Source organism: Psychrobacter sp. UBA6291, assembly GCF_002439405.1.
Lineage (GTDB): Bacteria > Pseudomonadota > Gammaproteobacteria > Pseudomonadales > Moraxellaceae > Psychrobacter > Psychrobacter faecalis.
Window position 1 is genome coordinate 16127 of sequence record NZ_DJUD01000005.1, and the last position, 23753, is coordinate 39879.

General features: G+C 44.1%; 24 protein-coding genes. 11 read left to right on the forward strand and 13 right to left on the reverse strand.

Annotation, left to right across the window (positions count from 1 at the left end):
- Positions 1 to 12: 12 nt before the first annotated feature.
- Positions 13 to 687 carry a DsbA family oxidoreductase gene (locus B3R91_RS00370; RefSeq protein ID WP_286795752.1) on the reverse strand — a complete coding sequence of 225 codons (675 nt, stop codon included), beginning with the start codon at positions 685 to 687 and terminating at the stop codon, positions 13 to 15.
- A gap of 341 nt (positions 688 to 1028) precedes the next feature.
- Between B3R91_RS00370 and B3R91_RS00375 the strand changes: the two genes are divergently transcribed.
- The 6 genes from B3R91_RS00375 (at position 1029) to B3R91_RS00400 (ending at position 8005) form a co-directional block, all read left to right on the forward strand.
- Positions 1029 to 1703 (forward strand): 2Fe-2S iron-sulfur cluster-binding protein, encoded by a 675-nt coding sequence (locus B3R91_RS00375; protein WP_286795754.1) that lies wholly within the window; start codon positions 1029 to 1031, stop codon positions 1701 to 1703.
- Positions 1700 to 2692 carry an FAD binding domain-containing protein gene (locus tag B3R91_RS00380; protein WP_286795755.1) on the forward strand — a complete coding sequence of 331 codons (993 nt, stop codon included), beginning with the start codon at positions 1700 to 1702 and terminating at the stop codon, positions 2690 to 2692. Before B3R91_RS00375 ends, B3R91_RS00380 begins: the two co-directional genes overlap by 4 nt.
- 2 nt (positions 2693 to 2694) lie before the next feature.
- Positions 2695 to 5121 (forward strand): xanthine dehydrogenase family protein molybdopterin-binding subunit, encoded by a 2427-nt coding sequence (locus B3R91_RS00385; protein ID WP_286795757.1) that lies wholly within the window; start codon positions 2695 to 2697, stop codon positions 5119 to 5121.
- 154 nt (positions 5122 to 5275) lie between these two features.
- Positions 5276 to 6526: an XdhC family protein gene (locus B3R91_RS00390; RefSeq protein WP_286795759.1), complete on the forward strand. Its 1251-nt coding sequence runs from the start codon at positions 5276 to 5278 to the stop codon at positions 6524 to 6526.
- A complete protein-coding gene (locus B3R91_RS00395) occupies positions 6523 to 7296 on the forward strand; it encodes a nucleotidyltransferase family protein (protein ID WP_286795761.1) in 774 nt (257 codons plus the stop codon). The genes B3R91_RS00390 and B3R91_RS00395 overlap by 4 nt, the downstream gene beginning before the upstream one ends.
- Positions 7297 to 7483: 187 nt before the next feature.
- Positions 7484 to 8005 carry an HdeD family acid-resistance protein gene (locus tag B3R91_RS00400; RefSeq protein WP_286795762.1) on the forward strand — a complete coding sequence of 174 codons (522 nt, stop codon included), beginning with the start codon at positions 7484 to 7486 and terminating at the stop codon, positions 8003 to 8005.
- 103 nt (positions 8006 to 8108) lie between these two features.
- Here the strand turns inward: B3R91_RS00400 and B3R91_RS00405 are convergent, their stop codons facing one another.
- From B3R91_RS00405 to B3R91_RS00430, 6 genes are all read right to left on the reverse strand, one after another.
- Positions 8109 to 8768 (reverse strand): class I SAM-dependent methyltransferase, encoded by a 660-nt coding sequence (locus B3R91_RS00405; RefSeq protein ID WP_286795764.1) that lies wholly within the window; start codon positions 8766 to 8768, stop codon positions 8109 to 8111.
- A gap of 375 nt (positions 8769 to 9143) precedes the next feature.
- On the reverse strand, positions 9144 to 9758 hold the full coding sequence (locus B3R91_RS00410; protein WP_200662937.1) for a hypothetical protein: 615 nt from the start codon (positions 9756 to 9758) through the stop codon (positions 9144 to 9146).
- Positions 9759 to 9807: 49 nt separating this feature from the next.
- Positions 9808 to 10434, reverse strand: a complete 627-nt coding sequence (locus B3R91_RS00415) for a hypothetical protein (protein ID WP_286795766.1) — start codon at positions 10432 to 10434, stop codon at positions 9808 to 9810.
- 186 nt (positions 10435 to 10620) lie between these two features.
- The gene (locus B3R91_RS00420; protein ID WP_286795768.1) at positions 10621 to 11370 is read right to left on the reverse strand and encodes a PhnD/SsuA/transferrin family substrate-binding protein; all 750 of its coding nucleotides are present in this window, start codon (positions 11368 to 11370) and stop codon (positions 10621 to 10623) included.
- A gap of 3 nt (positions 11371 to 11373) precedes the next feature.
- The gene (locus tag B3R91_RS00425; protein ID WP_201589255.1) at positions 11374 to 11868 is read right to left on the reverse strand and encodes a PAS domain-containing protein; all 495 of its coding nucleotides are present in this window, start codon (positions 11866 to 11868) and stop codon (positions 11374 to 11376) included.
- A 286-nt stretch (positions 11869 to 12154) separates the two neighbouring features.
- Positions 12155 to 12517, reverse strand: a complete 363-nt coding sequence (locus B3R91_RS00430) for a roadblock/LC7 domain-containing protein (protein ID WP_010201036.1) — start codon at positions 12515 to 12517, stop codon at positions 12155 to 12157.
- Positions 12518 to 13204: 687 nt separating this feature from the next.
- Here B3R91_RS00430 and gdhA point away from each other — a divergent pair.
- The 5 genes from gdhA (at position 13205) to B3R91_RS00455 (ending at position 18279) form a co-directional block, all read left to right on the forward strand.
- Positions 13205 to 14551: an NADP-specific glutamate dehydrogenase gene (gdhA, locus tag B3R91_RS00435; RefSeq protein ID WP_286795771.1), complete on the forward strand. Its 1347-nt coding sequence runs from the start codon at positions 13205 to 13207 to the stop codon at positions 14549 to 14551.
- A 217-nt stretch (positions 14552 to 14768) separates the two neighbouring features.
- A complete protein-coding gene (locus B3R91_RS00440) occupies positions 14769 to 15353 on the forward strand; it encodes a PepSY domain-containing protein (protein WP_068407247.1) in 585 nt (194 codons plus the stop codon).
- Positions 15354 to 15888: 535 nt separating this feature from the next.
- Positions 15889 to 16725 carry an amino acid ABC transporter substrate-binding protein gene (locus B3R91_RS00445; protein ID WP_201589249.1) on the forward strand — a complete coding sequence of 279 codons (837 nt, stop codon included), beginning with the start codon at positions 15889 to 15891 and terminating at the stop codon, positions 16723 to 16725.
- Positions 16726 to 16778: 53 nt separating this feature from the next.
- Entirely contained in the window at positions 16779 to 17462 is a 684-nt protein-coding gene (locus B3R91_RS00450) for an amino acid ABC transporter permease (RefSeq protein ID WP_180952590.1), read from the forward strand.
- A gap of 73 nt (positions 17463 to 17535) precedes the next feature.
- Complete coding sequence (locus tag B3R91_RS00455) at positions 17536 to 18279, forward strand: amino acid ABC transporter ATP-binding protein (RefSeq protein WP_286795774.1); 744 nt, start codon at positions 17536 to 17538, stop codon at positions 18277 to 18279.
- Between the two features lie 138 nt (positions 18280 to 18417).
- Here B3R91_RS00455 and B3R91_RS00460 read toward each other — a convergent pair whose 3' ends face one another.
- The 6 genes from B3R91_RS00460 to puuE form a co-directional block, all read right to left on the reverse strand.
- Positions 18418 to 19080: an anthranilate synthase component II gene (locus tag B3R91_RS00460; protein WP_144296992.1), complete on the reverse strand. Its 663-nt coding sequence runs from the start codon at positions 19078 to 19080 to the stop codon at positions 18418 to 18420.
- Positions 19081 to 19114: 34 nt separating this feature from the next.
- Complete coding sequence (locus B3R91_RS00465; protein ID WP_286795776.1) at positions 19115 to 20533, reverse strand: anthranilate synthase component I family protein; 1419 nt, start codon at positions 20531 to 20533, stop codon at positions 19115 to 19117.
- A 69-nt stretch (positions 20534 to 20602) separates the two neighbouring features.
- Positions 20603 to 20893 (reverse strand): Trp family transcriptional regulator, encoded by a 291-nt coding sequence (locus tag B3R91_RS00470; protein ID WP_068407232.1) that lies wholly within the window; start codon positions 20891 to 20893, stop codon positions 20603 to 20605.
- 211 nt (positions 20894 to 21104) lie between these two features.
- Complete coding sequence (locus tag B3R91_RS00475; protein WP_068407228.1) at positions 21105 to 21941, reverse strand: bifunctional allantoicase/(S)-ureidoglycine aminohydrolase; 837 nt, start codon at positions 21939 to 21941, stop codon at positions 21105 to 21107.
- 112 nt (positions 21942 to 22053) lie between these two features.
- Entirely contained in the window at positions 22054 to 22614 is a 561-nt protein-coding gene (locus tag B3R91_RS00480) for an ureidoglycolate lyase (protein ID WP_286795779.1), read from the reverse strand.
- A gap of 59 nt (positions 22615 to 22673) precedes the next feature.
- Complete coding sequence (gene puuE / locus B3R91_RS00485; protein ID WP_201589242.1) at positions 22674 to 23666, reverse strand: allantoinase PuuE; 993 nt, start codon at positions 23664 to 23666, stop codon at positions 22674 to 22676.
- Positions 23667 to 23753: the final 87 nt, after the last annotated feature.

Sequence of the window (23753 nt, forward strand, 5' to 3'; positions counted from 1 at the left end):
GCAAAGCTTTATTTACTCTTGCATAGCAGCCAATTGTTGTAAAATATTGACGTAATTGTCCACGCCTTGCGCGCCGTTGACCAAGTGCCGCTCATTAAAAATCATTGCTGGCACGCTTTGAATACCTTGCTGCTGCCAGTGGCGCTCTTCTGCGCGTACCTCTTTGGCAAAACGCTGATCCTCCAGCACAGCCAGCGCCTCTTCCCGATTAAGTCCAACTTCCGCTGCGATATCAGCCAGCACGTTATTATCAGAAATATTGCTACCATCGGTAAAATGGGCGCCAAATAACGCCTGCTTTAACTCATGCATTGGCTTTTGTCCTTGTTGACCTGCCCAATACAACAGCTGATGCAGATTAAAAGTATTGTGCATCCGCGTGTCATCGTTGAAATTAAATTCAAAGCCAACTTCATTGCCCGCTTGCGTCATTCTAAGGCGGCTCGCGTCTGATTCTTCCTTGCTCGAACCGTATTTTTCCATAATATGTTCGCGCAAATTTTGTCCTGCGCTTGGCATATTGCTATTTAGCTCAAACGGATGCCAGTGTATTTCGTGCTCGGTATTGGTTTGCTTGAGCGCCTCAGCCAATTGACGATAACCGATGATACACCACGGGCAAACCACGTCTGAGACAATATCAATGCGCAGAGGTTTTTTGGATAGCGGTTGATTTGAGTTTTCCATATTTTTATACCTATTTTATTGATTATGTTCGATTTATTTATAGAAGGTTTTATAAGGTTGAATCCATATTAAGAGAATGAAATCGTGATTACAATGATTGCTAAGTTACAGGTTCTATTAACGAAGTTAAGCAGCCAACCGCAGTTGTAAAGGAGAGTTATCGTAGGTTTAAAAGTTGACAAAAAAGTTTTGTCCTCACTATTTGCTTAAAAAAACTACACTGCAATGACTACAAAGTAAAAACAAAGTGCTGTTTTTGATACGCCATAATGAAACGATTGGCGCTGTTTAAGAGCGTGCACACTTATCCTTTTATAAATAACTGCCAGCGAGAAGCCAGCATGTCTACCTTGACGTTAACGATTAATCAGCAGGATTATCAGCTCGATAATCTTGATCCGCGCACGACATTGCTTGATGTCTGTCGCCAGCATCTACAAATTACCGGACCCAAAAAGGGCTGCGACCACGGTCAATGCGGCGCTTGTACTATGCTCATTAATGGGCGACGGGTTAATTCTTGTTTGACCCTTGCGGTCATGCACGACGGTGATGAGATTACCACGATTGAAGGCATTGGAATGCCTGAATCGCTCTCAGACTTACAGCAAGCGTTTAAAGACCACGATGCGTTTCAGTGTGGTTACTGTACGCCAGGGCAGATTTGTTCAGCCACGGCTTTGATTGAAGAGATTAAGCAAAACTGGCCAAGCTACGTGACCACCGACTTACAAAACCCTGATGGCTTGCTGGTGCAAGAAATCGCCGAACGCATGAGTGGTAATATTTGCCGCTGTTCGGCTTATCCGAACATTATTAATGCCATCTCGCAGGTTTTGGAGAGTGAGATAAAAAATAAAGCTGCTACTGAAAATAATATTAACAAAGGCCCGGATGCTGCAAGCGTTACCGGTATTTGGTCGCCGCCGCCTAGTGAGACGCAGCTTAGTAAGCCCTCACAAAACAAGCCGTCGCAAAATAAAAACCATAACGCCCAAGTAGGAGCTCACTTATGAAACGCTTTGACTATGTCCGTGCCGAAGCTCCTGAGCAAGCAACGACTGCTGCCAGCCCAAAAGATGCGTCATTTATCGGCGGTGGCACCAATCTCTTAGATTTAATGAAGTTTGAGATTGAAACACCAACCAAATTGGTCGATATCACCCGTCTTGAGCTTGAGCAAATCGAAACCACCGCTGATGGCGGATTACGTATCGGTACGCTGGTCACCAATAGTGATTTGGCAGCGCATCCGGAGGTCATTGCCAATTATCCCGTATTATCGCGCGCCATATTAGCGGGCGCGACGGGTCAATTGCGTAACAAAGCCACGACTGGCGGTAATTTTTTACAGCGTACGCGTTGTTATTATTTTTATCAGACTGACAGCTCATGTAATAAACGCGAGCCCGGCAGTGGCTGTCCAGCGATTAACGGCGAGAACCGTACCCTTGCTGTTTTAGGTACAAGTGATGCTTGTATTGCCCAACATCCCTCTGATATGGCGGTGGCAATGCGGTTGCTTGATGCTGTTATTGAAACGGTGAAAGCAGATGGTTCTACCCGTTGTATTCCAATCAAAGACTTTTATTGTTTGCCAAAAGACACGCCGCATATCGAGAATGTCTTGGAGAGTGGCGAGCTTATCACTCATGTCGTTTTACCACCGCCTATCAAAGGCATGCATACCTATGACAAAGTCCGTGACCGTGCTTCTTACGCCTTTGCCTTAGTGTCTTGTGCGTCTGTCATAGAGGTTGATGACGACGGTAACTTGGCGACCGTACGTTTGGCTTTTGGTGGTATTGGGGTGATGCCGTGGCGTAATGAAGACGTTGAAGCATTATTAACGGGCACGGCGGGTGATGACGCTACGATCGCACAAGCCGCAGACTTATTATTAAAAGAGGCCAAAGGTCACGGTCAAAACGATTTTAAAATTCCACTGACGCGTCGCCTACTTAAACAAGTTATTCAGCGCGCCTTAGCGGGCGAGGGAGCATAATCATGTCATTATTGGACTCAGTATTGCCATCAGAACCTACCAAAAAAATGATGATGAATGAGCCTGTCGATTCGCTTTTTGACAAAACGGCAAGCAAGTTGGTCGGCAAACCGATCAACCGTGTTGATGGCTCGTTAAAGGTCAGCGGACAAGCGCCTTACTCAGCAGAATTTTATCGAGAAAATCAAGTTTACGGCGTTTTAGTTGGCGCGAAAATAGCCAAAGGACAAGTGGAAAATATCGATAGCAGTGCTTTAGAGGATATTCCTGGCATCATTAAAGTCGTAACCGATCCTAAGCATTTTTTGCGAAACTCACAGCAAGGCGGTGAGACCGAAGCACCAACCCAAGGCGCCAGTGAGATTTATTATCACGGGCAGCCGATAGCGGTAGTGGTTGCTGAGACTTTTGAAGCAGCGACAGAAGGCGCTAATGCCCTTAAAGTCACTTATAAAAATGAGACCGAACAAGCGGCATTAAACTTTACCCAAGAGCTGCCAAGTGCTCATGACGTCAATGAGCAAAAGGGCTCAGATAAAAATTCTGTTACAGGCGACCCTGATAAAGGCTTAGCGGATGCAGAGGTGACTCTCGATCGCTTTTACCATACGCCAAGTCAAAGCAACTCGCCGATGGAGCCTCATGCGACGCTGGCTTATTGGGAAGACGATAAGCTCATCATGTATACCTCAAACCAAATGATTGCCTCTTGCAAGCAGCAAGTGATGGATGCTTTAGATCTAAAAAAGGATCAGGTGCAATTAATCTCTTATTTTGTTGGTGGTGGTTTCGGTAGTAAATTGGGTATCGCGCCTGAGTCGATTGCAGCAGCGATTGCGGCAAAAGAGCTTGGTCGTCCTGTGCTGATCAGTATGACGCGTCCGCAAGTGATGGAAGCAACCGTTAGACGCTCAAACACTCGCCAACGTATCGCCATTGGCTGCGATAAAGACGGCATTATCAATATCAACACCTTTATTCACGATACCGTTGGCAGTAATTTACCGGGTGAGGCATTTTTTGAGCCGACGGCGCTGTCGACCAAATATTTATACCGCGGTGAAAATCGCCGCGTGAATTATAAGCAAGTAGATATGAATTACGTGCTGTCGGGCTCCATGCGCGCACCCGGTGAAGCGGTCGGTATGATTGCGGTTGAATGTGCTATGGATGAATTGGCCACGCAATTGAATATCGATCCGCTTGAGCTGCGCCGCCGTAACGAGCCTGAGCAAGACCCAAGCCAAGACATCCCGTTTTCGACACGGCAGCTGTTGGCTTGTATGGAGCAAGGGGCGGCGCAGTTCGGTTGGGAGCAGCGCAATCCCAAGCCTGCCAGTCAGTTAGAGGGTGATTGGTGGATTGGTACGGGAATGGCGGCCTCCGCTCGTGGTAACCAATTAAAACCGTCAGAGGCGCGGGCGACACTGCAAGTTGACGATTCAAAAGCCCTTGGCGTTAAAGCCATTATCGAAACCGATATGACCGATATCGGCACAGGCTCTTATACGGTGTTTTCTCAGGTCGCCGCTGACTTACTAGGCTTGCCGATAGACCATATCGAGATGAAGCTCGGTGATAGTGAGCTGCCATCAGCCTCAGGCTCGGGTGGTAGTTGGGGTGCGGCAAGTGCAGGTAGTGGTATCTATCTTGCCTGTGAGCAGCTGCGCGATATGTTGGCAGAAAAAGTAGGGCTTTATCCAGATACCATTCAGCTTGATAAAGGTCAGATCAAACAAGCAGGCGAGCATAACCCTAGCGTTACAGAAGCAGCGGTCGAAACGCTTAAAGACAAAGCGCTAGACTTAAAAGATACAGTCGCTGAGAAAACAGGTCTAGCATTATCAGAGTCTGCTACCGAAAAATACGATTTTAGCAATTCTCAGTCTTATGCATTGGCAGATATTATTGCTGAATGCGATGAGCAAAAAATGAGCGCTAAAGGTCAAATCAAACCGGGTAAAAATGCCAAAAGCCATCGCCAAGCGTCGTTTGGTGTCAATTTCGCAGAAGTCGCCGTCCATAGAGTGACTGGCGAGATACGTCTCAAGCGCATGGTAGGTGCTTTTGCTGCTGGTCGGATTTTAAATCATAAAACCGCTACTTCACAGTGCTACGGCGGTATGGTGTTTGGGATTGGTTCGGCGCTTATGGAGGAAGTCATCCATGATAAGCGCGATGGTCGCCTATGCAATCATGACCTTGCTGAATACCATGTACCTGTCAATGCCGATGTGCCGCAACTAGAAGTGATATTGGTAGAAGAAGACGACCCTTATACCAATCCTATGCATATCAAAGGGATCGGCGAAACCGCGATTTCTGGAGCAGCGGCGGCTATTGCTAATGCTATTTATAATGCGGTCGGTGTGCGCGTTTACGATTTCCCAATCACCCTTGATAAGCTGCTTCATGAGTTGCCAGAATAGCTATTGTTAATAATCGATATGAAAGAATGGCTAACTGATGATTGATATAAGACACCCGCTAGCGGCCATCACTAGCGGGTTTTTATAAGGCGCAATGCAATTTTAATCATTAAAACTGCAACTAAAATAAAAATAAATAGAGATAAGAGGCACTATGAATCAGGTCGCTGATATTCTGAAATTAGCAGGCGAGGCGCAGCAGCAAAACATCGATGCTGTGTTAGCAACGGTAGTACGTACCGAAGGCTCGGCCTATCGTCGGCCTGGCGCAATGATGCTTATCTGCGCTGATGGGCGTTCGGTTGGGATGATTAGCGGTGGTTGCCTAGAACCACATATCATCAAACGTGCTTTTTGGTTGACGCGTCATGGCGCAAACGTGCAGGTTTATCAAACGGGTAGTGATGAGAGTGACGAGGCAGATGATGATAGTGAAAGTAATGGCAATGGAAATGGCGATTTAGAAAATGAGCTAAATTTCGGTTTGGGCTGTAATGGCAAGGTTCATGTGCTGTTTGAACGTTTGACAGCCGCAAGGCCGTTTTTAGAAGTTATTCGTCATGTTCGCCGTCGCCAAAAACCTGCAACGATAGCGACGTTAATTCGCGCAAATGACCAATACCATTTACCAGTTGGACTGCGCCTTGATTTAGCAGACTACAGTGCCAACGAAAAAATAACTTTTGTTAGCGCCGATAGTATGGTTAATGAAGCTTTGATGAATGACCCGAATGCTTTTACTTATAAGATTAAAAAGTTAGTTAAAACTCTGTCAACGCATGTAGTTTCTAACAAAAATACCGAATACGTTGTCTTAAAAAACGGTGATATCACCACAGAATGGCTTATCCAGCGTCTACAACCACAGCACCGTTTGCTTGTTTGCGGGGCAGGGAATGATGTGATGCCGCTTGTGACCATGGCAAAATTACAAGATTGGCACGTCAGCGTTATCGATAGCCGCGCCCAGTATGCCACGCGGATGCGTTTTCCCGAAGCGGATATCGTGATGCCAGTCGCATTGGACGATAATGAGAAACTGCTCAAGCTCAGTCGTCATGCGGCGGTCGCGTTGATGTCGCACAGTTTGACCCAAGACCGTGCCCGTCTTTCGTTATTGCTTGAGCATCCTACTCATTATAAGTATCTTGGACAATTAGGCCCAAGTTATCGAACCGAGCGCTTGGTAAATGAGATTCGTGCTGCCAAAGACAATCCGGCAAGTTTAAGTGAGGGCGTAAAAAAACTCCATTATCCGATTGGTTATAAACTAGGCGGTGATGGCCCTGAAGCTTTAGCACTTGGCATCATGGCACAAATAAGCGCTGTCATGCACGAGCAAAATCCTGCTAATGATTTTTTAGATAATAATAGAACCATATCTGAAATATTGAGCGGTGTATGAAGAAAAGTGACTTAACGTCAAATAGCGCGGCATTACCAAATCAAAATTCTAGCCAGCAATCAAGCCATACCATTATTCTTCTAGCCAGCGGCCTCAGTCGTCGTCTTGGAGAGGCTAAACAGCTGCTTTATAAAAATGGCGTTCCTCTCATTAATCACATGCTACAACTGGCAGTAAGTACAAATCCGCAAGTTATTATCGTCGTTATTCCTAAAAATGAGGCATCGATAGCTAGTGAGGTAGCAAAACTAAGCGACACCCATTTACATATCAAGACTGTCATTAACCAAACGCCCGAAACTGGTATGGGACATAGTCTTTATACTGCTATTGAAGCCTTAACTCAGTTTGTTAATGATAAAGCTTTTAATCATGAAGTGGTTGAGCGAGTGTTAATTATGGGGGTTGACCAAGTTTTATTGGACATTGAACATGTTAATGAATTGCTAGCCGGTAAGCATTTAGTGGTTGCCAGTGGTTATGAGCATTGGCAGATTTTCGATATGTTATCAAAAGATGACCATATTGAGCGTAGAGCAGATGCTAAGAATGAAACGAAAAATCCCATCGTTGGTCTACCGTTAGTTATCGATTATCAGCTACTTAAACAATGGCAGCTTCATATAAGTGGAGACAAAGGCTTACGTCATTTAATCAGAGCGCTCTCGCCCAGTGAAATCAGGACAGTCTTCAATAAACAGCTGAGCTATGATATCGATACGCCCGAGCAACTTGCCTATGCCCGACAGCAGGGCTGGGTTGATAAATAATTTGATGCCAAGAATTGTTTGGATGATAGGCATATTACGCCTAAACCGTTAGTAGGGTTATAAGCATGATACAACGCCTGGGCACTGATGGTAACAGGATTGCCTGAATACATTACTACCGTCATACAAGCCTGCCAATAATCTGCGATATCATTTGCGCATTATAAATATAAAGTAAGGGTATCTTATGAGTCGTACATTGTGGCTAGTTGTTGGTATTATCAGTATTCTTGGCGGTATCTTTGCTTTTTTTAATCCGCTTAGCGCCAGTTTCGCTGCTGAACAATTGGCTGGATTCGTATTTCTTCTGGTTGGTATTTTGCAGTTTATCGCCCTGTTCCGTGCTTATACCATGACGGGTAAAGTGCTAGCGGCCATTGGCGGTGTGCTTGGCATATTTATCGGTATTGAGCTGCTACAAAACCCGCTACAAGGTATTTTAACCTTGACCATGGTAATTGCTATTTTATTTATGGCAACGGGTATCGTCAGAGTGATGGTTGCTTTCGGTCTACGCCGAACCGTGGCTTTTGTGCCAATATTAATCTCAGGGCTTATCTCGATTACGTTGGCTATCATGATATTTACCAGCTATCCGCAGTCAGCGACCTATATTCTTGGTGTATTATTAGCGGTTGAGCTGATATCTAATGGCATCTCATTAATCATGTATTCACGTGTGCAACCACCGTTAACTCGAAATCTATAAAAAAACACCTGTAATTATCCCTAAAATAAAGCAGCTTAGCCATAAAAAAGACGCCGTGGAATGGCGTCTTTTTTTATTATATAAGTTTTGATTGTTTTAAATATTAACGCGAAAACGTCAAAATATGTCCTTTAAAAGGTAGCTCAAGATAAGTGGTGTCCTCAGGTTTAACATGCTTACTGCTAAAACCAAATTCAACCATTTTATTGGTCAGCTTGTTTTTGCGCCCGCGCCCGGGGTCAACGACGATAACCTCACAAGTTGGCAGCGCATGACGGTCGATAAACTCCGCTAAGATATCGATATGCTGGTCTTCATAAAGTAAATCGCTACCGATGATAATATCAAACTTACCAAGATGGCTATTGTCCTCGGCCCAGTCTAAACGCTCAAAGTTAATTTCTTTATTATTATTTAGCGTAGTATTTCTATCTAAAAAGTACTCAACCGTCGGATGATAATCGGTCGCAGTAATATCGGCATGGCGATGGTTCAGTAGTAAACTTGATAATGCCATACCGCAGCCAACTTCCAAGATACGCTTGCCTGCAATGTCATAATCCAGCATATGATTGGCGAGTACCAAGCTTGATGGCCAAATCACGCCGAACATCGGCCACGACGCCGAGCAAATACCAAGGTCTAGCGCCTCATTGTCAGGGTCACTAAATTGTTGTTTGTCGCGTAGGGTGCAGATATGAATGTCAGTATTGCCAATTTCAATCGTTTGATAACGTACGCGCACAGTGGTTAGCGAAGCCATAAACTGTCCTAAAAATAAGCAAGAATGCAAGGTTTGGCAAAAGTTGCCACGTTCAGGAATGTAGTTATTAATAAAGATGATTTAAAACATTGAAAATGTGAAGATGAGGAAAATCTAGCAATGGAAATTTTTTATTGAAATTATAAATTTAACGGAAAAGTAAACAGTTGCTTATAATCAGTATAATCTAACGTTTAAACCTTTATTGTTAATTCTAAGGGTATTGTTATTACGCGATAAAATTATAAATGGTAATTTTTATTAGTATATTCAGTAGTTTAAGTTACAGACATAAAAAATGCACCGCTTATGGTTAAAGGGTGCATTTATACTAAGCAGTTGGTTTAATTAAGTGTAGCTTGCTAAAGGTTAGACCTAATTAGTAAAGCGCAATCCAGACGTTTTAAGCGCCCATACCAATTCAACAAAAGCACGATTGTTGGTTAAAGGCTCGCCGTCGATGATAAGCACGTAGCCTGAGCCATCAATCCATAAAAATACAAAACTGGTTTCAGGAATCAACAAATCAACTTGCTGAAAGAAAGAAATCGCTTGGCTCTCTACCGCCCAGCCGCGCTGCTTTTGGCGCAACATAAAACCTGAAAAGTCAGCTGCCGCCACACTCAACATGTCGGCTTCTTCTTGGCTATAACCAATCCGCGCCAAACAAAACCCTTCATCAGAGCCAATCGCCGCACGGCGTTTCCCAGACAAGCTTGAAACCACATAGGGTAAAAACTGGTCTAATGGCAAGTTTGGCGCGGGCAAAAATAGCGACAGCTTCTCAATCCAGCCATGTTCCAAAAAGCTGTCTAACCATTCATCAGAATAGCGATCGAGCCAGTCAGCGGCCAGCAGCGTCTCGTTATGCGACAATAAATCTTGCAAGGATAACTGCTCAGGCGTTGGTTCACTTTGCGAAAATGACTCAAAAATGCCAGCTGGGGTCAAGGTCAGATAGGTTTTATCAGCGTTTAAATAAGAAGACATAGCGGCTACTCGTTAGAAGAATGTTGATGATGCTATAAAAATAAGCAGGTTAAGCGTCTTGTGCATTTTTGGTTTGCTCAAGTTTTTGCTGACAGTCATTCCAGCGCGCATCGAATTGCCAATCGCTTTTACCCAAGCGAAACCACACCAAGGAGAATGCCAGACGGTCGTGACGCGCGATACAATGGGCAAAAAACTCGTTTTCGATTTGCTCTATGGTATCCCAGTCTTGATTGTCACGCGCGAGCATCAAATCGTTGGCGATGTCTTTAGCGATTTCTTTGGCGTCATCGCTACTGATACGCAGGCGCTGCGTCTGTTCATTTAAAGATGGTGAGACCAGTACGCTCCAGCGCGTTGCCAGCATACTGTTTTTTTGGATATAGCTTTTTTTATCGATACAATCTCGAAAGCCTTGCTCGATATGCGGCAGCATGCGCCCTTGCAAGCGGGTAAACATATTGGTGACATCATAGGGAATGTCATACCAGCAGCCATAAAAAAAATCGGCTACCGCACCTTGTAGTGGTTCTTTTTCGTTTAACAGTAGGGCAGCATTGATACGTTGTTCGTGAAAATGGCGGTTGTTGGGTGCGATAAATATCTTACGTGAGTAAAGACGATAGACGCGCCGTGCTGCCATTTCACTTTCTTTGATGAGATCTAAATCAGACATAAGCGTGTCCTGTTAGTCATAGCACTATGCAAAAAGCGGTTAAAAAGTTATTCAAAAAGTATTAATAAAAATGCTATTAGGCCACCACTTTGCTTAATCGCTGTGACGTGATAGACCATAGCGATTGTTGCTTAGTATTACTGTAGCCTAATAGGCTATGACGTCAGTAAGATGCTAATGAACCTGCTAGTCAAGTAACGTTTGCATCAAATCGATCATAAATTCCGCGTCTTCTTCGTTCATGGCTTCAAAACCTTGCGGCATGCCGAGTTCAGCTAACGCTTCTTTACCATCATCATCGTTATGCAGATTCAAAATGGCATCTATCAAGATATCAGTATCCGGAAAGCCGTCTTTAATCAGCAAAACGTGGCTGATATCGGCCAAATCACTTTCGATTAACACTGATAGCTGCGCTTTGGTTAGGCGTGAAAAGCTATGGAAAATCTCCGCCAAAAAGAACGCCGCTTGCGCCTCACCCTTAATCACTTGGCGCGCCGCTGCCTGATAGGTTTCAGTCACTGACCAGTTAAGGTCGGCTTCTTCGATATCGACCGCTTCAAGCAGGCGTAAACCAATCAATTTTACATCGCGGTTATCAGCCATGGCGATAGTAGCGCCAGCTTTGATGTCGTCTAAACTATTGATATCGCTATTTGCCGCCGCGGCGATGACCATCTCATCAGATTTACCGATAGGGCGCGCAACCGCATGGTAACCGTGCTCACGAATAAGGGTAGCCGCATCAAAAGGGTTAGCATAAATAACTTGAATATCGCCTTCACTGATAACGGTTTCTTGCTCAGCATGCGAGGTAGGGATATTTAGGTGCATGTTGAGATTGGCACGTTTTTGAATCAAAGTATTAAACATGTGCCAGCCTGCAAAACGCTCCGGCGAAAAATCAGGCGCGATTAACATATTATGTGTCGTCATGATTTAGCCTTCCTCATTTTGTTTCATTTCGGCATATTGGGCGATTGCCGCCTCAATTTTGCTGCGCGATGGTTTACGGCGCACCGAAGTATAGCCAACCGTTTCGCCGCGACGGACGTTTGGTACGACAGTCGCGTAAACCCAATAGTGACTGCCATCTTTGCATAAGTTTTTCACATAACCATGCCATTTTTGCCCAGCGTCGGCGGTCGACCATAGGTCTTTATAAGCCGCTTTTGGCATATCAGGATGGCGTAAAATATAATGCTGCTTACCGATTAATTCATCGACATCATAGCCGCTAATCTCGACAAAAGCATCATTCACGTGCGTCAAAACGCCGTTTAAGTCGGTACGTGAGACGATTAACTTACCGTCAGGATAAGGGCGTTCGATACCAGTATCATAGACAGTGCGCGAAGTGCCGTCGTGGTAAGTCAGGGTGACTTCTTCGGCTGGCATGTCAGGCTTCATGGCGTCGGGGAGTGGAGAACCCATTGTAATCTCCTTCATTTATCATGGTTGTGATAATTATTAAAAAGCGTAAACCTTATTGAAAAAACATTTAGTTTAAGCGTATGACTTAAATTTATATGGCAAACTGACAATTAAACTTAAGTTTTAAACCGCACTGTTAGATTTATTCAATATAAACGGTATGCAATACCTTAAATAATTTTTATAAGACAAGGCATAACTTTTCATTTAAAGTGTTGTTTATCAAGTAGTTTTTATAGCACTGATAGCCCATAAAATCTTAATGACAGAACTTTAAAAATAAATATTAGATAAGTTTTGCCAAAGCTTCTGAGGCGCGCTTAATGTCTAAGAATATCAAGCCAAGTTTGGCGTTTGGTTTTGCCATAATGGTTAATACCGCTTCATCACCTGATGAGGTCATAATCACATAGCCTTTTTCGCCTTGGATCATAATACGGTCGATGCTACCACGAGCCAATTCACGACCTGCGCGGTCACCTAGTGATAACAAAGCAGCAGACATCGCGCCAACGCGGTCTTCATCGACGCCTGTAGGCAGCGCCGATGCAATCATAAGACCATCGTTCGAGATAAGGGCAGATGCTTCAACATCGGCAGATGAGCTGTTTAGGTCTTCCAAGATTTGCTGGAATGAGTCTGTACGCATAACGATTTCTCTGTGACGAATAAATAAGGGGATAATTGAGATTGGGGGGTTTCTGATTTTAGTCTTCGACTAGTGAACAATATTATAAACCCTTACTGTTACTATTGATATGGCAGAGCGCTATTTAACGCCTTAATATCGCGCATTTTTTACTACTTAATCTTATTTCAACACCGTTTATCGCAATTTTATTGTAATTAATAAATAAAAGTTGGCATATTTTAAGTTGTTTAGTATTTTTATTTTCCATTAATGTGTTTTTTTCCTATAGTCTAAGTAGCAAGTAAAGCAATCAAAGGGTTATTTAAGACGACAATGTTGCACAAAATCACCGTAAATCACTCAAATAACAGTGGTCGTTTTTTTGACTAACGAGTTTTCACGGCAGGTTTATTGATAGATTATAATGAAATAAATATCCTTTATAAATTTTGATGATGGTGATATTTACTAGACTTATACGGCAAAAAAATGCTATATAGTTATGAGATAAAAATTGTTTGTGCTTCTGGGTTTACGATTTAGAGACACATTCAGTTGGCTTCTAATCTCCCAGTTTCTATATTTACTAGCGTATAGAAACGATTTCAATCTCACATTGGTGTTTTAAATCCCATCGTTTGTATTTAAGCGATAAAACACCCACGTGAATCAGCACGATGACCATTTTTACCCTAAGGAACCTATATGAGTATCAGTCAGGCAATCGAAAAAGTCGAAGCACGTTACGCCCATCAACCTGAATTTATTCAGGCGGTAAAAGAAGTTGCAATCACTATTGCTCCGCTATACGACGCCCATCCGGAATATGATACGTTCAAAATATTTGAGCGTCTTGTCGAGCCTGACCGTGTTATCGCTTTTCGTATCAACTGGGAAAACGATAAGGGTGAAGTGCAGGTCAACCGCGGCTGGCGTGTACAATTCAGCAATGCCTTAGGCCCTTATAAAGGCGGGATCCGCTTTCATCCTACCGTCAACCAATCGGTCCTTAAGTTCTTAGGTTTTGAGCAAATTTTCAAAAACGCCTTAACTGGCTTGCCGATGGGCGGCGGTAAAGGTGGCGCTGATTTTGATCCTAAAGGTAAGTCTGACAGTGAAATCCGCCGTTTTTGCTATGCTTTTATGCGTGAGCTGCATCCATATGTCAGTAAAGACATCGATGTACCGGCAGGCGATATCGGCGTCGGTGGACGTGAAGTCAGCTATATGTTTGCGATGTATAAGAATCTAACCCGTGAGCACGGCGGTGTCTTGACCGGTAAAGGCGTGGGTTTTGGTGGTAGCTTAATGCGTACCGAAGCGACCGGCTATGGCGCAGTTTATTTCTTAGAAAACATGCTTGCCGCTCAAAACGATAACATCAAAGGCAAAAAAGTGTTGGTATCAGGTGCCGGTAACGTCTCACTCCACGCCGCTGAAAAAGCCCACATGCTGGGTGCAACAGTACTGACTGTATCTGATTCACAAGGTACGCTGCACGATGCAAACGGTATGGACCAAGAAAAAATCAATTGGCTAAAAGAGCAAAAAGCCCAAAGTAAGCCGTTGTGTGATTATGTCGATATATTCGGCGGTGAATGGTTAGCTAAGCAAAAACCTTGGCATATCAAAGGTGATATCGCCATTCCATCAGCGACCCAAAACGAAGTTGATGAAGAAGATGCCAAATTAATGGTTGAAAACGGCATTAAATATATTGCCGAAGGCGCTAACATGCCACTGACCGCTGATGCGATTGACTATGTGCGTTTGCACCGCGTCCACTATGCACCAGGTAAAGCGGCCAACGCAGGCGGGGTCGCGGTATCGGGTCTTGAGATGTCACAAAACTCTGTACGTCAATATAAAACCTTTGAAGAAGTCGATGAGCGCTTAAAGTGCATTATGAAAAATATCCACGACTGCGCCGCTGACGCTTCAGAAAAATATAACCAGACCGATAACGGTTATATCGACTATATGGCAGGGGCAAATATCGTTGGTTTTAAACGCGTTGCTGATGCCTTATGTGCTTATGGTATCTTGAACTAAACTTGTCTTAATACGAAAGCAGTTTTTCATAAACCGCGCTTATCTAAGAGGATAGGCGCGGTTTTTTTGACTGCAAACAATGATGATACATTAGGATACTTTTTTGCTGCACAGGTCTATCTCATCAGCGTTATGATAAGAAAAGCGGTAGAGTTGAATAAAAAATACGGTAAACAAAATCGATAGTAATAAATAAAAATATGAATCAGGAGACGATATGATGAATAAAATTCTCAAAGGTTTTAAGCTAACAACATTGGGTGCTTGTCTGACATTAGCCTTGACGACGGGCGTCATAACTACAGCCGCCAGTGCCGCTAGTAATGTAGACGAAGTACGCGCTGCGCAAGCTGCGAAAATTAGCTTAAAGCAAGCCATTACTATCGCCAGTAAATCAGCTTCTGGTATTTTAATCAGTGCCGATTTTGATGAGGATGATAGCGATGCCATTGGCAAAGGTGGCGTCTATGAATTAGAATTCAGTACCGATAGCGTCAATTATGAAATCAAAGTAGATGCCAATACAGGTAAAATTGTAAAAAAGGAAACGGATCGTCTTGATGGCGATGATATCAACGTTTACCAAGTTCAGAAAAAAGCGAAAATCGATATTATGAAGGCTATTAATATCGCTGAAAAACAAACGGGTGGTAAGATATTAGAAATTGAATTTGAGAATGATCGCGATTATGCCAATCATACGGCGTATTATAAAGCTGACCTATTAAAAGGTAACAAGATTGTTAGTATTAATGTTGACGCTAACAGTGGTAAAACATTTGCCAATAAGTTCAAAAAGTAGCAGTTATTTTGATAAAAATAGTATAAAAGACATCAGTCATAGGGTTGATGTCTTTTTTATTGAAAACGGCTTATTTACTACGCGAGCACTTAATATAATAAACGCCCAATATAAGTATAACCAAAGTAAGCTCGTCTTACCCTTATTATGAATAAGTAGCTTCATGAAGGAGTTTCATCTAAAAAGCCGCTATATAAAGCCTTATAAATGAGTAAAGCTTAACAAGCTTACGCATACTCACTGTTTTTGTACGTTTATTCTTACCCAACTGCGCTAGTATATGAGCAAGTCATGGTTGCATAAGTAGGATTGCCGTTAAAAATATTATGAATATTAACCGTCACTTAGCCTATTTGATGCAACATAATAGAAAAATAGTATTGAAAAATAGCCGCAGTATCCTCAAATCGGGAAGCCAAAGCCAAGCATGACAGCCAATAGGCACAATTTTTAGTCAAGACTGCTTGTAATGCTTTCACCCTATTTATTGGTTTGCTACTTTTTGCCTTATTCACCTACTTTATAAGGACGTCTTATGAAACGTCGTACGCTTTTAGCCTTTGCCGCCAGTACGGTATTACTTGCCGCTTGTAATCAGTCGCCTACTACTGATGCTGATACCAATGCAGCCGATAGTGCGGCGACTGGTGGTTCTGATTTGCTCCAACGTATCAATAATGGCGGCACTATTAATGTCGGTACTGAAGGTACGTATCCGCCGTTCACCTATCATGATGAGAGCGGTAAGCTGACCGGTTATGATGTCGAAGTAACGCGGGCGGTTGCTGATAAACTAGGGGTGGATGTTGAATTTAAAGAAACCCAGTGGGATGCCATGCTAGCAGGTTTGGATTCAAAACGTTTTGACATGGTTGCCAATCAGGTAGGTTTGACCACGCCTGAGCGCTTAGCGAAATATGATAAAGCGACTGAATATAGCTGGTCAGGCGCTGTAGTGTTGGCACCGACTGATGACAATCGTTATAGCTCGTGGGAAGCGCTAAAAGGACTGCGTTCAGCGCAATCGCTTAGCAGTAATTATGGTGAGCTGGCAGAGCGTTATGAAGCCGAAATCGTTCCCGTCGATGGTATGGCGCAAGCGATTCAGTTGGTCAAACAAGGCCGCGCTGACTTTACGATGAATGACAACCTTGCCGTATTGGACTATCTAAAAAAATTCCCAGACGCCAATCTGGAGATTAAATTGGTTGCGCCTGCCAGTGAACAGACGGGTTCGGGCTTGGTGTTGCTCAAAGGAGATGACGCGGTTGTTGAAAAACTCAATGGCGCCATGGCTGAGCTAAAAGCTGACGGCACGCTAACCAAACTTAGCGAAGAATTCTTTGGTGCTGATATAAGTCAACAGAAATAATGCTAGCGTCTATAACCTCAGTATTAAGCGATTTATTGGCACTATTGCCCTTTATGGATGCGGCGCGCGCCCAAATCGTCATCAACTCATTTTGGCCGATGCTCAAAGGCGGTATTTATTATTCGATACCGCTGGCATTGATATCATTTGCGATTGGAATGGTGATTGCGCTGACGGTAGCTTTGATTCGCATCGTGCCGCGTGCAGGATGGTTCCATGAGATACTTTATCGGCTTGCTCGTATCTATGTGTCTGCCATTCGCGGTACGCCGATGTTGGTGCAGCTATTTATTATCTTTTATGGCTTGCCAAGTGTTGGCGTGAAGCTCGACCCGTTTCCGTCAGCGATTATCGCCTTTTCGTTGAACATTGGCGCTTATGCGTCGGAAACGGTGCGTGCGTCGATTCTGTCTATTCCAAAAGGTCAATGGGAAGCGGGCTCCACAGTTGGTTTAACCTATCTACAAACCTTTCGCCATGTGATTTTGCCGCAAGCGCTGCGGGTGTCGGTACCGCCATTGTCCAATACCTTTATCAGTTTGGTAAAAGACACGTCTTTGGCGTCATTGGTGCTGGTCACGGAGCTGTTTAAACAGGCGCAAATCATTACCGCCCGTAATTATGAGTTTATGCTGGTTTATACTGAAGCGGCGTTTATTTATTGGGCAATTTGTCTGTTTTTAACCTTTATTCAGGGCAAACTTGAAACCAGGCTTGATCGTTATGTGGCGAAATAATTTTTGCTAAAAAATATAGCCATCTTGTCGTTTTTTACCATCAGCGTTTTTTCATTTGTAAGCGGAAACCTCTATGATTCAAGTCACTAATATCCACAAAGCCTTTGGTAGCAATCAAGTGCTCAAAGGCATCGACTTGTCCATTGAAAAAGGCAAGGTAGTGGTCATCTTGGGTCCATCAGGGTCGGGTAAAACCACGTTTTTGCGCTGTCTGAATGCGTTAGAGATTCCTGATCAAGGGGTAATTGCATTTGATGATGGCAGCTTGACCGTCGACTTTGCCACCAAGCCAAAAAAGAAAACCTTACTCGCTTTGCAACGCAAGTCAGGCATGGTATTTCAGTCTTATAATTTATTTCCGCATAAGTCAGCCATTGAGAATTTGATGCTTGGGCCGACGGTGGTACAAGGACAAAGTAAAGCGCAAGCGCGCGAGCAAGCGTTGGCACTACTCGATAAAGTCGGCTTATCGGATAAAGCAGATTTGTATCCGTTTCAGTTGTCTGGTGGTCAGCAGCAGCGTATTGGTATTGCTCGTGCGCTGGCGATTGAGCCGTCATTGTTGCTATTTGATGAGCCAACTTCGGCGCTTGACCCAGAGTTGGTACAAGATGTGCTTGGAACGATGAAGCAGTTGGCTTCTGAAGGCCGGACGATGGTGGTGGTGACCCATGAGATTAACTTTGCGCGTGATGTTGCTGACCATGTGGTCTTGATTGAAGATGGTCACATAGTCGAAGAGGGCAGCGCCAAGCAGCTATTTGAAGATTCAACGCATCCACGCACGCAAGCGTTTTTGCAGCGTATCGAGCAGTAGTTCATTTTAAAAAAAGACTGGCTTCTAAATAGCCAGTCTTTTTTATTGTATAGTAAGTGAAAAGCAATACCGTAGCGTTTTTAGGACATTTTGACTACACCTTTATGCTTTTTAACATTAGCCTTTTAAAACCCTGCATTACACCTGCAATAAAAAATTCGTTAATAAACGCTTCGCCCCCTCAGTCGCAAACGACTCTGGGTGAAATTGCACACCTTGTATCGGGTAGTCAGTGTGCGCAAGTCCCATAATCTCATCACCTGCGACCGCTGCATCTGTCAGTCTTAAGTCATGATGGGCGTCATTACTCACGACGGCGGTAACAGTTAAGCAATCTGGTAACGTATCTGCCTTTACCATCAAGGAATGATAGCGCATGATTTCTATCTCTTGTGGCAAGCCTTGATAGACACCTGCATTATCATGGCGAATGGCTGAGACTTTGCCATGCATTGGTACGCTGGCTCGTACCACTTCGCCGCCAAAGACATGCGCAATGCCCTGCATGCCCAAGCAAACGCCCAATAGCGGCGTCGTCTTGCCCATAACCTCAATCACTTCGGCGCAAATACCAAAATAGGCCGAGTCGTCAGGCGCACCAGGGCCGGGTGAGATGATAATGCGGTCAAGATTCATCGCCTGCACATCAGCCAAGGTAATTTCGTTATTACGTTTGACGATGACATTTGCCGCTTGTTTAGCGCCGTCTTTATCACCATCCATGGTTTGTAAAATCTCGCCAATATATTGATAAAGGTTAAAGGTAAAAGAGTCGTAGTTGTCGATAATTAAAACATTCATAAGGCATAAGCTCTTTAGCAAAAGTACAATGGATTCACGCTGTCATAAAGCTGTCTAACACCACTTTCATCGCTGACAGCTTACGCTGGATTTCTAAGTATTCATCAGCAGGATTGGAGTCGTAAACATTGCCGCCGCAAGTTTGCGCATAAGCCGACTCACCATTGATAAATAGACTGCGAATAGGAATGGCAAAAATACAATCACCATTAAAATTAAAGGAGCCTAGCGCGCCGCCATAAGCACCGCGGCCATCAGGCTCAAGCTCATTAATCACTTTAATGGCTTCCACTTTTGGCGCCCCTGATAAAGTACCGGCGGGGAAGTTGCTGGCAAGGGCGCTAAACATGTCTTCATCGGGATGCAAAATTCCGACGATTTCAGAAGAAATGTGCTGCACGTGTGAGAAGCGTTTGATATCCATGAGGCTACGCACCTTTACCGTACCAAATTGTGCCACACGGCCGATATCGTTGCGATGCAAATCGACCAGCATATTGTGCTCGGCAATCTCTTTGGCATCATTCAGTAGCGCGCGGGCAAGCTTACGGTCTTCTGCGATATCGACGCCGCGCTTAGCAGTGCCTGCTAATGGGTAGGTTTCCATCTCACCTTGGCGCAGGCGAAACAGTAGCTCAGGCGAGGCACCAATAATGCATTGCTGAGCAAATTTCATAAAATACATATGCGGTGACGGATTAACCGCGCGTAGCTTTTCGTAAATTGGCATCTTGTCGCCGACAATGCGATATTTGGATTTAAAGCCAACTTCGCACTGAAAGATGCGCCCAGAGATGATGTCTTCTTTGACTTGCAGCACCGCTTTGGCATGCTCCTCTTGACTCATGCCATCCCCCAAAAACTCTACTGAGGGTGGTTCATAATTAGGGATGGGGGCTTCAAGTAAGGCTTTGATTTGCTCGATGCGATTTTCTTGCTGCGCGGTTGGATAGTAGAAATAGAAAATCTCACCGGTCATCTTATCAAGCGTTAAGCCATCTAAATACACCCCAAATTTGAAGGGTTCGAAATCATCACTGGCTTTGGCGTTGAGACTAGGCTCAAAAAAATTGACACTGTCATAACCCAAGTAGCCAACCAGTCCGCCGCTTTGGTCGCGCGCAATAACGTGCTGCGGGGTGATGCTGTGTAATAGCTGATAAGGATTGTCAGTTTGATAATGTGTGGTTTCGGCGGTTTTATTATCAGTAATTGCTAAGGTGGTACGGTCGATAGCGGCAATAGTCATCACTGGGTCAAAACCAATGGCATGGTGGCGCGCCATATGTCCATCCTCGCCCAATGATTCAAGCAAATAACAAGTTTCAAAAGCGTGCTCAATACGCTTAAATAGCGCAAAAAAATCTATATCCTGCGTGAGTTTGATACGCTGCGGTTTGCTAGGAATATCGATAGCAGCAGGTTGGTCAGGCTTGGAAGTAGAAGCGGTCATAACGATGTCCAAAATAGTTCAATGATTTATCAAAAAAATAAGGCAGAATGAAATTATGTTTTTGCCCAATTAAGCGTCTTTTTTATGCGTATTTTCTCTATGAGTTTTAAGTAGGGCGCTCACATCGTGACTTTGCATGGCTTTCGCACCGCGTGAGACAGTGGCGATACCGACGCCGAGCTGCTCAGATATCTCACGCTGGGTAATACCGCGCTCTAACAAATCAAAAATACGGATGCGATTGGCGATTTCTTGTTGTTCTTTATCGGTCAATAGCGCAGTAAATAGCTCGTCGATAGCGCTACTATCGTGACAGCTGGCCAAATGAGTTAATAGACTGTGATAAGGATTGGCGCTCATAATATATAATCTTAGTAAGAGAAAGGATAATAAGCAAAATATTGTTTCGTTTCAGTATTCTAGTACAGTAGTACAAGAAAAACAAGTAACGTGTTTGGACGTTTAGCGTTATTTGTTTAACGCTTGATGTTGAAGGTTAAATTGAAAATAAAAATAATAGCCAGCGCATGGTGATATGCTGGCTTTTAGGTCATTTATAATTTTAGATAAATTAACGCTGTGGACGTATAAACGGCATGTGTCTATTTACGTCTTTATAGAGTAAATACCTAAATGGACCAGGGCCCCCGGCGTAACAAGATTGCGGGCAAAATGCGCGTAGCCACATAAAATCACCTGCTTCAACTTCGACCCATTCACCGTTTAAGTGATAGACGGCTTTACCTTCTAGCACATATAAACCATGTTCCATGACATGGGTTTCATCAAACGGAATCACGCCGCCTGGTTGAAAAGTAACGATATTGACGTGCATATCGTGACGCATATCAGACTGTTCGGTAAATCTCGTGGTTTTCCAAACACCATTGGTTTCTGGCATCTCAATTGCTTCAACATCATGATCGCTGGTGACAAAGGCTTCTGGCGCATCAAGTCCTTCTACAAACTGATAGGCTTTGCGAATCCAGTGAAATTTAACAGGCTCATTACTATTATTTTTTAGCGTCCATTGACAGGCAGGTGGTAAGAAAGCATAACCACCGGCTTCAAGATGATGGGCTACGCCTTCGATAGTAATATCCATCTCACCTTCAACGACAAACAGCACGGCTTCGGCATTAGTGTCGAGCTCAGGCTTGTCGGAGCCGCCGTTTGGGGCGACTTCAACGATGTACTGTGAAAAAGTTTCTGCAAAACCGCTTAAAGGACGCGCAATCACCCACATGCGCATACCTTCCCAAAACGGCAGGTAGCTAATCACAATATCGGTGAGCACCCGTTTGGGGATAATCGCATACGCTTCGGTAAAAATAGCGCGGTCAGATAACAGTTGCGTTTGCGGCGGCAAGCCGCCAGTTGGGGCGTAATAGGTACTTTTAATTGGCATTGTTAATAATCCTTAGGGGTTTTTGCCATGAAAATTGGTGTCTGTCTTTAAAGAGCAAAGAGTGAGTATGTTTTATTAGCTAGAAATTTCTCTTTATAAATGGCTTAAAAGATTAAATTGACTTTAAGCTTTGTGTATTTGGATCGGCTTGCCCATTTTCTACTTCAATACTCACTTGCCAATCATCAATCGCCAGTTCGTAGCAGTTATTACCCTCACCATTGATACGGTCAATGACCAAAAAATCAGAATCTTGACCAAGTGCCAACAGTGGATGGTGCCAGACATTGGCATCGTATTGCACGCCTTGATGCGATTTGGCATAAAACACTGATAAATCAGCGGCCGAACGTGGTGGTTCACCAGCTGGTGCGACGACGACAATATAATCTTGACCATTCATCGAAAAGAACGCTTGCGACCCAAAGGGATGATACTCCATCACCGATAAGGCGATAGGCAGTTCGCGCTTTTTGGCACGAAAGATACTGAAGCCAACATCGCCGCCGTCAAGCGTAGCCTGCGTAATCGCATGATGTCGACACGCATAGCCTTTATTAATAAAGAAGCAGTTTTCAGAGGTTTGCTCTTCTTTGTCATAGGGTTCAATCACCGTACCATAAGGTGCAAATTCGGCCTTGGTTAAAGGTCTTGCGATGATTGTGGTAGTCATGATGTCACCTTTTGTTTAATGAGCAGTTTTATGTATTTAGTTTAGCTAGCGCCAGATGATTACATCCAGTTGGCGATGTTATCGTCAGTAGCTGGATGGTTTTCATACCAGTGTTTGGCAATGTCATCGCGGCGGCATATCCAGACATCGGGTTTGCTAGTAATGTATTGCAAGAATTTTTTGAGAGCAGTGATACGGCCCGCACGGCCAATGATGCGGCAGTGCAAACCGATGGTCAGCATTTTGGGTTCGTTTTTACCATTTTTATCCCCTTCTTCATACAAGGTATCAAAGCTGTCCTTTAAGTATTGATAAAAAGGCTCAGCATTGGTAAAACCAGGGCTTGAAGCAAAGCGCATATCATTGGTCTCTAAACTATAAGGAATGACCAAATGCGGCTTGCGGGCGATTTTTTGCCCATCTTCTACTTTGACATTGAGCCAGTAGGGCAGCTCGTCGGCATAAGAGTCTGAATCATAGATATAACCGCCTTGTTCGGCAACCAGCTCACGCGTGTTGGGACTATCGCGGCCGGTATACCAACCAAGCGGCTGACGACCAAGCATACGCTCGAAGATTTCGGTAGCGCGGCGCACGTGTTCGCGTTCCGTTTCGCGATACATATATTGATAAGTAATCCAGCGTAGCCCGTGACTGGCGATTTCGTGACCATCTTCTAGCACGCGCTCGATAATATGCGGCGTTTTTTCAGCAGCGGCGGCGCAGGTAAAGGTAGTGATGGGCAGGCCATACTCTTTAAAGGTATCTAACACGCGCCAAACGCCCACGCGGCTACCATACTCAAAGGCGGATTCGATAGATTGGTGGCGGTTGTTAAATTCTGGCGTACCTAGTACATCCGATAAAAAGCGCTCTGATTGGCCATCGCCATGAATGACGCTATTTTCCGCGCCTTCTTCAATGTTTAATACAAACTGCACGGCAATTTTCGCGCCGCCCGGCCAGTTGGCCTTTGGCGGATTGCCTGCATAGCCTTTTAAATCACGCGGGTAGGTGCCGTGATTAAAATCACTGGTTATTTTTTGACTCATTTTTAAACTATCCTAAATACAATAAAGTAAATTAAAGGTGAGTATTTCTACTGTCGGCTCATTAACTAATTATCTGACTAAATAACT

Excerpts from the sequence above, each read along its gene's own strand:
- B3R91_RS00370 (WP_286795752.1), bottom strand. The coding sequence starts at position 687 with ATGGAAAACTCAAATCAACCGCTATCCAAAAAACCTCTGCGCATTGAT.
- B3R91_RS00375 (WP_286795754.1), top strand. The coding sequence starts at position 1,029 with ATGTCTACCTTGACGTTAACGATTAATCAGCAGGATTATCAGCTCGAT.
- B3R91_RS00380 (WP_286795755.1), top strand. The coding sequence starts at position 1,700 with ATGAAACGCTTTGACTATGTCCGTGCCGAAGCTCCTGAGCAAGCAACG.
- B3R91_RS00385 (WP_286795757.1), top strand. The coding sequence starts at position 2,695 with ATGTCATTATTGGACTCAGTATTGCCATCAGAACCTACCAAAAAAATG.
- B3R91_RS00390 (WP_286795759.1), top strand. The coding sequence starts at position 5,276 with ATGAATCAGGTCGCTGATATTCTGAAATTAGCAGGCGAGGCGCAGCAG.
- B3R91_RS00395 (WP_286795761.1), top strand. The coding sequence starts at position 6,523 with ATGAAGAAAAGTGACTTAACGTCAAATAGCGCGGCATTACCAAATCAA.
- B3R91_RS00400 (WP_286795762.1), top strand. The coding sequence starts at position 7,484 with ATGAGTCGTACATTGTGGCTAGTTGTTGGTATTATCAGTATTCTTGGC.
- B3R91_RS00405 (WP_286795764.1), bottom strand. The coding sequence starts at position 8,768 with ATGGCTTCGCTAACCACTGTGCGCGTACGTTATCAAACGATTGAAATT.
- B3R91_RS00410 (WP_200662937.1), bottom strand. The coding sequence starts at position 9,758 with ATGTCTTCTTATTTAAACGCTGATAAAACCTATCTGACCTTGACCCCA.
- B3R91_RS00415 (WP_286795766.1), bottom strand. The coding sequence starts at position 10,434 with ATGTCTGATTTAGATCTCATCAAAGAAAGTGAAATGGCAGCACGGCGC.
- B3R91_RS00420 (WP_286795768.1), bottom strand. The coding sequence starts at position 11,370 with ATGACGACACATAATATGTTAATCGCGCCTGATTTTTCGCCGGAGCGT.
- B3R91_RS00425 (WP_201589255.1), bottom strand. The coding sequence starts at position 11,868 with ATGGGTTCTCCACTCCCCGACGCCATGAAGCCTGACATGCCAGCCGAA.
- B3R91_RS00430 (WP_010201036.1), bottom strand. The coding sequence starts at position 12,517 with ATGCGTACAGACTCATTCCAGCAAATCTTGGAAGACCTAAACAGCTCA.
- gdhA (WP_286795771.1), top strand. The coding sequence starts at position 13,205 with ATGAGTATCAGTCAGGCAATCGAAAAAGTCGAAGCACGTTACGCCCAT.
- B3R91_RS00440 (WP_068407247.1), top strand. The coding sequence starts at position 14,769 with ATGATGAATAAAATTCTCAAAGGTTTTAAGCTAACAACATTGGGTGCT.
- B3R91_RS00445 (WP_201589249.1), top strand. The coding sequence starts at position 15,889 with ATGAAACGTCGTACGCTTTTAGCCTTTGCCGCCAGTACGGTATTACTT.
- B3R91_RS00450 (WP_180952590.1), top strand. The coding sequence starts at position 16,779 with ATGGATGCGGCGCGCGCCCAAATCGTCATCAACTCATTTTGGCCGATG.
- B3R91_RS00455 (WP_286795774.1), top strand. The coding sequence starts at position 17,536 with ATGATTCAAGTCACTAATATCCACAAAGCCTTTGGTAGCAATCAAGTG.
- B3R91_RS00460 (WP_144296992.1), bottom strand. The coding sequence starts at position 19,080 with ATGAATGTTTTAATTATCGACAACTACGACTCTTTTACCTTTAACCTT.
- B3R91_RS00465 (WP_286795776.1), bottom strand. The coding sequence starts at position 20,533 with ATGACCGCTTCTACTTCCAAGCCTGACCAACCTGCTGCTATCGATATT.
- B3R91_RS00470 (WP_068407232.1), bottom strand. The coding sequence starts at position 20,893 with ATGAGCGCCAATCCTTATCACAGTCTATTAACTCATTTGGCCAGCTGT.
- B3R91_RS00475 (WP_068407228.1), bottom strand. The coding sequence starts at position 21,941 with ATGCCAATTAAAAGTACCTATTACGCCCCAACTGGCGGCTTGCCGCCG.
- B3R91_RS00480 (WP_286795779.1), bottom strand. The coding sequence starts at position 22,614 with ATGACTACCACAATCATCGCAAGACCTTTAACCAAGGCCGAATTTGCA.
- puuE (WP_201589242.1), bottom strand. The coding sequence starts at position 23,666 with ATGAGTCAAAAAATAACCAGTGATTTTAATCACGGCACCTACCCGCGT.